Below are 10,047 nucleotides of genomic sequence, written 5' to 3'. Positions count from 1 at the left end.
TAGCGTCGGATTCGGTCTGGATTGGCTTAAATAGGTGTCAAATGAAGTGACAACCCCCATAGCGAACCTGTTCCCTTGCCCGTAAGAAGGAAGCGTCTCCAAGCAGAATAGCATACCTATTGACAATAAGATAGTCTTCATGTGGCTGAGTAGATTGCGTAAAGCTACATTAACAAGTAGAGGGATCTCTATCAAGGATGATAATACCGATCATACAGGCGTTTCCCCTCCGGCTGCGTCTTGACCCAATCCGTGAACTCGCGCACCGCCTGCGTCTGGGTGCGCGCCTGGGCTAAAGCGGCTTCCCGTTGCTGGTTGGCCAGCATGGCCCCGCCGACTAGCACCAGAAAGCCCGTAAAGATCAGGAGAGCGGATTGCCAGGAAGAAAACCCAATGCGACTGGCCAGCACATCGGCTTTGCTGCGGCTGGCCCATTCAATCCGATTAACAGCCCGTGTACTAGCCTGCTCAATACGCTCGGCGGTGGCCAGCCCAACGGCTCGTATTTCGTTCACCCTTTCATCCGTAGCCGCCTTCAGGTTGTTCAGCGTAGGCATACCCTTGGTCAGCTCAGGCAGCAGCAACTCAGCTATCTTCTGACTATTGAGCGTAAACTCAACACCTTGTCGAGCGGCCTGCATCAACGCGTCCAATTCGGCTGGGCTGGCCCCTCGGGGCCGTTTTTCCCAGCGATTGAAGCGTTCATTTAACCCTTCGATAGCGGTGCTCTGGCGGCTCAATTCGTCCACTAGCCGTTGAATCGGATCGTACCCACTAGGAGCAACTGGCTGCGGAGCCGGTGAAGGGCTAGCCGCTGCGGGGATAGGGGTACTTGACGTAGGTTTCAGATTGAGGTTTTTTAGGAATTTGTTCTCGTTCATCGCTCTAAACCCCGACCCTGACGGGGCGTTTGTTGAATACCTTGTTCTAGCTTTTGCTCTTGTTTTAGGCTTTCGGCTCGTTGTAATTCCAGTTGACGGGCTTCTTCCTGCTGGCGCTGCTGGGCCAGTTGCTGACGGATCTGCTCGGCCTGCTCCAAGGCTCGACTCAACTCGCGGGTATCCTGCTGGTGGTAGGCCTGCCCCAAACCTGCCTGTAGTTCGCTTTGCCGCTGCTGGCTGGCCAGCTCCAGAGCTTGAGCCTGCTCGCGTTGCTGGCTGCGCTCTAAAGCAGCCGCCTGTTGAAGCTCCGCTTTCAGACCTTCATCCCCGTATTTCATGCCGTGTAGATACCGAAACGATTCGGTTAAAGAGCGTTCATAGCCAAACCCCTGATCGAAGCGTTGCTCTACCCGCTGGCTAAAGCCATTGCGCTCAAACCCGCCTACCACTACCCCTTTGGTGGTGCCTTTGTGATTGGTCAGCGGACTCAGGTGGTAGGGATTCTTCCGTGCGTGCAGGCCTTCCGTAAGATCCTGCCGGTAGGTCTTCAAATTCTCGGTCCGACTCACAATCACGTGGATATGAGTCTGATCGCCCACTTTAAGCCCCCCCTTGGCCTGTTCGCCTAACTGGACCGCGCGGTCGGTGTAGTCGTAGCTGCGGCTGTGTTCGATCTTGGCGTACCACACCAGGTCACGGCTCTCAATCCCCTTTCCAAAGTTCTGCGCGTAGGCCTCCATCGCCGAGCGGGTAAAGGCCTTGAGGGCCTCTGGATCGGAGCCAATATGGGCTAACTCCGCTTTTGACGGTGCCAGGACGATTTGGTAATATTTATCAGCCTCGCGCCCTAGATTCCGTTTGTTGGCGTCCAGCTCAGCGGTGGCCTGGTAACCCGGCACAGCGTCCGACTCCCGGCCAAACCATTGCCCCAACTGCTCCTTTTCCAGGTAGGCCACCAGCCCCCCACAGGAACCACTACGGTTCGATAGGCCTGAACCGCCCGACGGTATCTTGGTCATCATAAGCCATTCTGCTGGGCAATGAGTTGATCGGCTTGTTGTTTGTACTCGCTCCGAAGGGCATTATCCACAAGGGCCGTTCGGAACGACAGCCGCAGTAACGTCTGCACGGCTTCAACCACGCCGGTCAACTGCTCTTCCAGCTGCGCCGGGGTTAGACCCGCAGGGGAACTCGATTCCGAGGCCTGCCGCAAGGCCTGCACGTCGGCCTGCATGGGTTTTAAGAGGGTTTTCTCTTGCTCGCGGATAAATCCAATAAATCGTTTATCTAATGCATCGACTTTATCGGTCAATTTCTTGAGCACGATATCCGGTGCATCGGCTTTAGGATAACGGGGATCGAGCTTGGTAACAGCGAAAAATTGCAGCATTGCACTCACTAAATCTTTATGAGATAGGCCCAATTGGTCGCCTAACTTTTCTAGCTGCCGGTGGGCACCCAAACTAATCGATAAGGTCTTTCGGTCAGTCATACGTATATAATTTATTCATTTTATTATTGATTATCAATAGATTATACTGAAAGTACTCAAAAAGTACGTACATTATTAACCCTACTATATTTTAATTTACTGATTATCAATCTCGTAGAGCGAGACGAACGGTATGAAGCGTAGCGGAATAGCGTTCCGTCTCGCTCTCTTACAAGACCGTACCACGACACACGCGCCGGATGGGTTAGTATCTTGTTGGGAAGCTAAAGAAGATCAGATAAATTACCAAATTAGAACCTGGCCAGCAGGGGAGATCAGATAAGTAGGGATGAATGTATTGGAAAGGGGATGGTATAGGATATTCTCTTTTCTTTTCAGCAGTATTTACTAAAGGGTGTTTGAATTACTATTGGAATAATGCAAATCGTGGAACATTTAACTAAATTTATAGTTGCGCGGCCTGGTGCGTTTTTTAGTTTTTGCTTTCTTTTTCCCATTCGCTTTAACTAGTCTGATTGCTGCTTTTTTAGTTGTGGATAAGTTTAGTTTTTTACCCCTTTTTTACCCCTCAAAAGCCGGTTTTTTGGCATTTGCACTTTAGCAAATTATTCTTTTGCAAACTTTACGGCCCCGTAACTAATTGATTTTTAGTAATTTATAGGGATGTTTTATGCGTAATTGGCGGAGTTTTATGCGTAATTGGCGGAGTTTTTAGGGGTATTTTATGCGTAATTGGCGGAAATATGGCCTTTTTAGTTGCTTATTTTGTGAACTTTATTTAAAATTACGCACAAAATAGGAAGAATGACGCAGCTAGAGACATTCAAGCAAACCAATGCTATTACAGGTGCTAGATATGACTATACCACTACAGAGAAGCGGTTGATCTATTTATCACTTATTGAAGTGATGAAAACCGTCCAAAATGGAATCGCTGACGATTTTTTTAAAAGGGAACTGATTCTATTTATTCCTGAAAGTCAGCTTAAGAAGTCTGATGAGCATGATCATAGATACAGAGATTACAGAAAAGCAGTCGTTAGCCTACGTAAGAAAGATTTCTCTATCGATGCTCCTGATGGGGGGTGGATTGAGACAGGGTTTGTCAATGGTGGTCAATACATAAAGGGCAAAGGACTAGAAGTATCTATTTCAAAATATGTTCTACCTTATCTCTACGAACTGACGAAGCGGTTTACCGTACTTGATGCTACGGTAGTGATGACTTTAACTAGTAAGTTTTCTCAGCGATTTTACGAATGGTGCTGTCAATGGCGGTCGGTCGGTCGGTTTGAGTATAATCCTGATAGCTTAAAAGAAGTACTCTGCATTAAGCTTCCAGTTGGCCAACTAAAGAGAGATGTCATTGAGGTAGCTCAAGCTGAACTAATGGACATGTACGAGGAAGGCATAAGTGATTTGTATTTCACTTACAGCGAGGAGAGAGGTGGTCGTGGCCGTGGCGGATCTGTAAAAGGATGGGTTTTTAAAATTCATACTAAAAAGAAAGAAGTAGCTCAGGAAAGGGCCAAGAATGAGGATGTCGTCTTCGTCATGCGCTTTTTAGGTCAAATCTTTGGTAAAGACTCACCATTACTAGATCAGGCCTTAGAAGCGCTTAAAACGCACGAAAACGTCAAGCTATTTGCCGAGCGAGCGGATGAGTTACAGACATCGGGCAAACTTGATCAAACCAAAAATAAGCCCGGTTACATTCGCTCAATCCTTCAGAAAGAATTTGGCCTCGATAAGAAGTAAAAAAGCCTAGTAAATCTGTTATTTAACCAACCAAAGAATAAGCAAATGAATGCAACTGCAATTCGTCAAGGCATTAGTTACGTCACTAACAGTAAGGGGGAAAAAACGGCTTTGCAGCTGGATTTGACCAATGTAGCTGTTCAGGAGATTGTAGAAGACCTAATGGATACCCTTGATGCTGTAGAGCGACGTGGTGAGCCTACGCGCCCCTTTGAAGACGTAAAAAACGAAATCTTGGCAAGCCGTGGCTTATAAGATTGTCGTTACTGAGTCAGCGGCCAAGGAGTTAAAACGCATTCCGGCCAAGATGCAAGACCGAATATTCGAAAAAATAGAGGATCTGGCAGAGGAGCCAAAACCACATGGCCATAAGAAGTTGAAGAACTTCGATATGCCAGGCAGCGACCAAGATAATTACTACCGGATTCGAGTGGGCGATTACCGTGTTATCTACACGATAGAAAATGAGCAGATAACCATCTTCATTATGAAGATAGCTCATCGTAAGGATGTTTATGAATAGAAACGCTAACCAAATAACCGTTGAAAGAAGCCCCTTTTTTCCTGTACCGGTATTCGGTCGGCAAGTTGGGTAATCATGCCTTTAATATCATCCAGTTCAGTACGTAAGTCCTCCTGTTTCATGGGTGGCTGATTCCCTTTTTTTAGCTGTTCTTGAGCATATTGGCGTAGATCTTCATTCATGTACTGACCAATAGTCTTACCCGTTCGTGTTGCAGCTTTTTCTATGGCCGTTCGTGTTTCCAGATCCACACCTCTAACCGTCCAAGGTGTTACATCGGGAGCTTTACGAGGACGTCCACCTTTATTTTTGTCTATTTCAGGTTTTGTCTGACTTAACTCCAGTTCTGTCAGCGCTGATTCTGTGTTCTGCTGACGTAACTCCGGTTCTGTCAACACTATTTCGGCGGGTTGCTGACTTAACTCCGGTTCTGTCAGTGCCGTTTTTATAGGCTGCTGACGTAACTCCGGTTTTGTATTTGCATCAATTGGGTCCATAACAGTTATGTCAGACGTTTTGTCAGACACATAGTTAAAGGATTTTTCAGGTATATACAAAACCTAGGTTTTGTCAGCGCAAACAAACTTAGGTGGAGAGCTTATCATAATGGAGATTATACAACAGGAATGAGGGTGCAAAGACAGATTAGTTGGTTTGATATATCCAGTGAAGAACTCATTGGAGAAAGCAGCATAGATCATATACCACTCGATGATTTGAAGAAGCTATTTGGTCCTCCAGCCGACGATCCGTTAATGTACAATCCTTATGAAATCGACGAGCAACAAGCTGGGGAGCTTCGGCAATGGGTAACGTTGTCTTTTGACTTTACTCTATTTACTTACTATGCTGAATGTTTTCAAGCGTAGCTAACATAATGCCACTTATACAACAGATCTGGGAGAGTGTTACAACGGTCCTACAGCCGTTAAAGTCCTATAGAAAAACATCACAATCATGAAGATTCTCCCTGTTCTTCTACTCTTATTTTTTCTAACTGGCTGTCATAAAAGCGAAGTCGAGCCTGAAAAGGTCAAGGCAATAATAATTGATTATACAGTCGGGTTTGTTGCTTGTAGTGGAGGATTTACGCTTCAAATGGAAAACGATGGCTTGTACCGAGCACCTACACTTCCTAAGCCATATGATGATATATCTAAATTGAAATTGCCCGCTTCAGTATATATTCGTTATAAAACTCCAACAGGGAGCTGTAGTCAAACTGTAGGTTTGATTGATGTTACAGCTATAAGACCTCAGTGAATTTTATATTTTTTAAGTAGCTAAAAACTCTTACAAATCTCCTTTCCTATTTTAATCGACTAACATAATCGTAGTTGGGTACGTTTAAAAAAGTGTACATAAACCGTCACGACTCGAAAATTTGTGTCTCAAACAAACGGAGGTTAAGCTGAGGCGAGCTCTAAACCCATAAACAAAGTGATTTTAGCTTGTAAAGTGTATTAAATGGCCGTCTCAATAATTAATGTCTCAAGGATTTAACGTAATTGACTTTTTGAGACAGTCATCGCTTTTTGTCCCAATAGGTATTTTCGCGTCTTCAATTTGTCTGAACGCTCCTAGGATCGATTATTCAGATATTTATCGATCTGGATTTGCCACAATGAAGTCGTGGCGAATTGTGTACGATTCGGAAGATTTATCCTGTAGATTAATTCACCCATCAATAAGATATTATAGTCTCGATATAGCAGATATGTCCAGAATGCGTTAGTCAAACCCGTATTATCCTAATCCATATAGTAAATAGTTGAAAAAAATATTCAGTGTGCCTTATCCGCGGACTCTATATTTTTTAGGTCAGTCAACCAAGCTTCTAAGGTTTTCATTTCATTGGCACTAACAATATCCGCTTTTAATAAACTATCATAAGAATCATACAGGTTTGATTCGATTGACTTATCTATTGAAATAGTTCTTGTAACTACATCTATAACTTTTTCCGTATATTCATACATGGGAATTTCTGATACGAAATCTTTCATATAATCATGAGGATTTCGCTTCTGAACAACCGTTGCATTAACAAATCCAAGTTGATAATCATACAACCACATTATTGGTTGAGCTATCAGTCCACGTAAAATATCAGTAAACCTAAAAGTTACGTAAGTTGGTAAATATAATAAAGCAAAGAGTTCTTTTCTAATGATTGTATTTTGCGTATTAAAAGGGCTAATAGTTCCTTTATCTAAAACAACAGGGTCTCTTTCGTCAAAATAGCATGGTACGTCGCTCGTTAATCGATATATAGCGTCAACATCAGGATCTTCATCGGCCAACCCTTGCCAGATACCAACTTTGCAATTTTTAGAATTAATTAAATTTTCTAGATCAAATTGTTTAGCTATTAAATTTAAAGGTAATCCTCTTGGCCAGATCTTTTGCTTTGTATATAGCTGATAAACATTAATAAAACCCTGATTTGCTTCTACGCAATCAAATTTGCTTTCAAAGGCTGGAAAAATCCAGTTATTTTTAGGAATATTATCATCGTCAGTATCTATAATATAATCTGCACCATTAGAGATTGAGATTAAATAACCAAGCATTTTTCTACAATAATGATTATAGGGTAGAGATTTCGTCAGTTCAAACTTTAGCGTTTCTTGTTGATGAACAGAAATAAAGTCTACATTATCACAATGCCAATCGATAGGAGTCTTTTTATCACCAACAACAATTAGCTGATAATCAGGCATTTTAGAGAATAAAATGACCGCCTCAGTTGGATTAAAAATTGAGGTTATTACAATATCTTTTTTCATTTTTCAGTCTTTTCAATAGTGCTTAAAATTGTAGAAACAGTTTTTTGCCACGAAAATTTATTTAAACAATACTCTTGAGCCTCTTGCCCAATTTCTTTTAATTTTTTATTATCCTCAAAAAGTTTAATTATAAGTCGCGCTAAGTCCTCAGGATTATTAGTATCTAGGCCAAATCCATATTTACCATAACCAGAGATTTCAGGAAAACTATTTTTATTCAATCCAATTATTGGCATTTTACAGGATAACGCTTCTAAATAAACTAACCCCCAAGGCTCATTAATAGCAGGCATAAGAAATAACGAACACTCATTAAAAATGCTTTGTAGCTCATCTATTGCTATAAATCCAAATGTACGTACATTAGGTAATTTTATTGTTTTAGTATAGTCATTTTGACCAACAATTAGCAACTCTATGTCGGGGTTAAACTCTAAAACTTTTTTAAATGCTTCCAGAACTAAATAGCCACCTTTATCTTCAAATCTTCCTTTAGCCGCAAAAAGAATTTTTTTATTTGAATAATTCTTTTCACCATAGAAAGGCTTAATAACGCCAAGTCCTGTACCAACCACCGTTATGTTGTTAGAATTTATCTTATAGTGATCTACTAGGTTATTTTTAACGTACTCACTTATTGAAAATATGTGAGCCATTTGTTGATAAGCTCTCTGCTCAAGTTTTTCTGCTTGAACTAAGAGTTTTTTTGAGTAGCCATCCATAGCTGTTGAATGGGATGACCATAGATTCCATGTAGAATCACAGTACAAGTAATGTTTTTGATCTTTAGGTAATATAGCAAATGGTAAATCGAGTGTACTAGTATGTAAAGTTGAAGGCACATGACTTGATGACGTTTTCCTTCTTACCCGTTCAGCATTTACATACCTGTGAAAGCTCGTCCGTTCTTCTCCAATAGAAGATCCATAATAAAATTTACTAACTAATTTCGGTAATAAACTTTTGTATTTACTGTCGAATACATTTGAATCAAAAGCTTCTCCCAAAGCATCATTATTAATTAATTCAGAATACAAGTTATATGGCGTTCCTGACCAAGTTTTAGGGCTTTTAGGATCACCATTGGAGCAAATATTTAGCTTAAGTCCATCCATCTTACTAAATTTATTAAAACTTCATTTACCTCTATGCCATATATATTTATAATTTGTATAAATATATATGATATATGTAAACTTGTAGTATAATATTATAAATACTTAACAAACATACAATTACTTATTATAATTAAAAAGTACTTTTTTTTCATATTACTTAATGTTGTTGTTTTAATTTAAACATATGAAGAAAACTTTCATTTTACAGTACATAATCAGTAACATTATCTCTTAATCTAATAACCTATATGATAAATATGTGTATAATGTAGATAACTACACATTTAAAGTATATCCGCCATCCGGATATACTAAAGGTTTGTATTTCAGTCAGTTACGCCTATTTGCCTATTTATATTTCTGGTCAACCCGTTAAAAAATGCTTTGAATGAATATAAATCTTGGCTATTTATGGCTGTAATTCATCTTGACTTTGCTTTTAAGGGCGAATCAGGCACTAAAAGCATCAAAAATCATTCCTTTCGTACATACCTAAACGGCAAAATTATTGACTGCTATAATCGAACGTTGAAAGCGTACCTCTTTCGACAACTCACTAGTTTACAGACGTTTACCTGCCTTCGGTGGCGGATGTGTTCCAACTGTGGGTCACTTCCCAAATAAAAGCCAGATGACACGAAGTCATCTGGCTTTTATTTTTTCCCTTATGACGGGGTTCTACTCATAACAGCTAGAAATAATCTACAGATATTCCATTGATATAGTACTGGTCTTTTTACTTCGTTTCCAAAGGGCAATTTGGTTTGTATTCACAGCTTCTGTGGGGTGGTTGATCTTAGAATATTCCCTTAACATAACAATCCTTATACAACACATCTTTAAAAAACACAATTTGCCTAGGGTCAAAAAAGGGGTGGTGACATACGATGTCACCACCCCTTTTTTGGGTGCTGCTAGGCTATAATTTATAGCCAACTGATAAGAGAACATTGGCCGTTGCTCCGGGCTTCCCATAAAAAGTAGATTGATCTTGGGGAAAGTATCGAAGGGCGGGCTCAAGTTGAAGCAAAAATCTGTTCGTCAAATGGTATCGAAGGACAACTTGTAGACTACCGCCAACCAAGGCATTAGGCTCCGTCTCATAACTGGGAACGGAAGTGGGACCACCTAGAGCCTTATAAGTCTCCACTCGGATTTGACGACCTACCCATTCGGTTACGATACCTACCCCGCCAAAAACCTGTAGCTTGTGGCTCCGATTTAATTGATAAGAAACCGTGAGGGGTATAGAATAATAGCGACCGGTGTTCCTCGCCTTAGTGGTAATAACAATATCATCCGGATTAACGACCCGAATGTCATATAGCTGATCATATTTACGTTTAGAGGTCAGAAAACGAGCATTGAATAGCCATAAACCGCGTTTGTATGATAAGTCGATGCCATAGCCAACCGAGGAGAAATAGTCCGTCCTTAATAGCGTCGGATTCGGTCTGGATTGGCTTAAATAGGTGTCAAATGAAGTGACAACCCCCATAGCGAACCTGTTCCCTTGCCCGTAAGA

At 41.4% G+C, this 10,047-nt stretch carries 12 protein-coding genes; 5 read left to right on the top strand and 7 right to left on the bottom strand.

The window, feature by feature from the left end; all coding sequences use genetic code 11:
• Positions 1–191: 191 nt before the first annotated feature.
• From BM202_RS36095 to BM202_RS36085, 3 genes are read right to left on the bottom strand one after another with little or no spacing between them, the layout of a single operon-like run.
• A complete protein-coding gene (locus tag BM202_RS36095; RefSeq protein WP_093835403.1) occupies positions 192–881 on the bottom strand; it encodes a hypothetical protein in 690 nt (229 codons plus the stop codon).
• The gene (locus tag BM202_RS36090; protein WP_093835401.1) at positions 878–1,903 is read right to left on the bottom strand and encodes a DUF5712 family protein; all 1,026 of its coding nucleotides are present in this window, start codon (positions 1,901–1,903) and stop codon (positions 878–880) included. Before BM202_RS36090 ends, BM202_RS36095 begins: the two co-directional genes overlap by 4 nt.
• Entirely contained in the window at positions 1,900–2,373 is a 474-nt protein-coding gene (locus BM202_RS36085; RefSeq protein WP_093835399.1) for a BfmA/BtgA family mobilization protein, read from the bottom strand. The genes BM202_RS36090 and BM202_RS36085 overlap by 4 nt, the downstream gene beginning before the upstream one ends.
• Positions 2,374–3,138: 765 nt before the next feature.
• On the opposite strand from BM202_RS36085, the gene BM202_RS36080 reads away from it, so the two are divergent.
• From BM202_RS36080 to BM202_RS36070, 3 genes are read left to right on the top strand one after another with little or no spacing between them, the layout of a single operon-like run.
• A complete protein-coding gene (locus tag BM202_RS36080) occupies positions 3,139–4,092 on the top strand; it encodes a replication initiation protein (RefSeq protein ID WP_093835397.1) in 954 nt (317 codons plus the stop codon).
• Between the two features lie 45 nt (positions 4,093–4,137).
• Complete coding sequence (locus tag BM202_RS36075; RefSeq protein WP_093835395.1) at positions 4,138–4,347, top strand: hypothetical protein; 210 nt, start codon at positions 4,138–4,140, stop codon at positions 4,345–4,347.
• Positions 4,337–4,615, top strand: a complete 279-nt coding sequence (locus tag BM202_RS36070; RefSeq protein WP_093835393.1) for a type II toxin-antitoxin system RelE family toxin — start codon at positions 4,337–4,339, stop codon at positions 4,613–4,615. Before BM202_RS36075 ends, BM202_RS36070 begins: the two co-directional genes overlap by 11 nt.
• Positions 4,616–4,620: 5 nt before the next feature.
• On the opposite strand, the gene BM202_RS36065 is transcribed toward BM202_RS36070, so the two are convergent.
• Positions 4,621–5,112 (bottom strand): hypothetical protein, encoded by a 492-nt coding sequence (locus BM202_RS36065; protein WP_093835391.1) that lies wholly within the window; start codon positions 5,110–5,112, stop codon positions 4,621–4,623.
• Between the two features lie 129 nt (positions 5,113–5,241).
• On the opposite strand from BM202_RS36065, the gene BM202_RS39325 reads away from it, so the two are divergent.
• On the top strand, positions 5,242–5,484 hold the full coding sequence (locus tag BM202_RS39325) for a DUF7683 domain-containing protein (RefSeq protein WP_093835389.1): 243 nt from the start codon (positions 5,242–5,244) through the stop codon (positions 5,482–5,484).
• A gap of 88 nt (positions 5,485–5,572) precedes the next feature.
• Positions 5,573–5,878 (top strand): hypothetical protein, encoded by a 306-nt coding sequence (locus BM202_RS36055; RefSeq protein ID WP_093835387.1) that lies wholly within the window; start codon positions 5,573–5,575, stop codon positions 5,876–5,878.
• Between the two features lie 521 nt (positions 5,879–6,399).
• On the opposite strand, the gene BM202_RS36050 is transcribed toward BM202_RS36055, so the two are convergent.
• The 3 genes from BM202_RS36050 to BM202_RS37745 all read right to left on the bottom strand — a co-directional run.
• A complete protein-coding gene (locus BM202_RS36050) occupies positions 6,400–7,404 on the bottom strand; it encodes an STELLO glycosyltransferase family protein (RefSeq protein WP_093835385.1) in 1,005 nt (334 codons plus the stop codon).
• Positions 7,401–8,519 carry a glycosyltransferase family 4 protein gene (locus BM202_RS36045; protein ID WP_093835383.1) on the bottom strand — a complete coding sequence of 373 codons (1,119 nt, stop codon included), beginning with the start codon at positions 8,517–8,519 and terminating at the stop codon, positions 7,401–7,403. Before BM202_RS36045 ends, BM202_RS36050 begins: the two co-directional genes overlap by 4 nt.
• 922 nt (positions 8,520–9,441) lie before the next feature.
• Positions 9,442–10,047 (bottom strand): hypothetical protein (locus tag BM202_RS37745; RefSeq protein WP_218160656.1); only part of this gene is annotated, 606 nt, incomplete at its 5' end.

Source organism: Spirosoma endophyticum, from assembly GCF_900112365.1.
Taxonomy (GTDB): Bacteria; Bacteroidota; Bacteroidia; order Cytophagales; family Spirosomataceae; genus Spirosoma; species Spirosoma endophyticum.
Note: the sequence above shows the minus strand (reverse complement) of the source record. Positions and strands in the feature narration are given on the sequence as shown.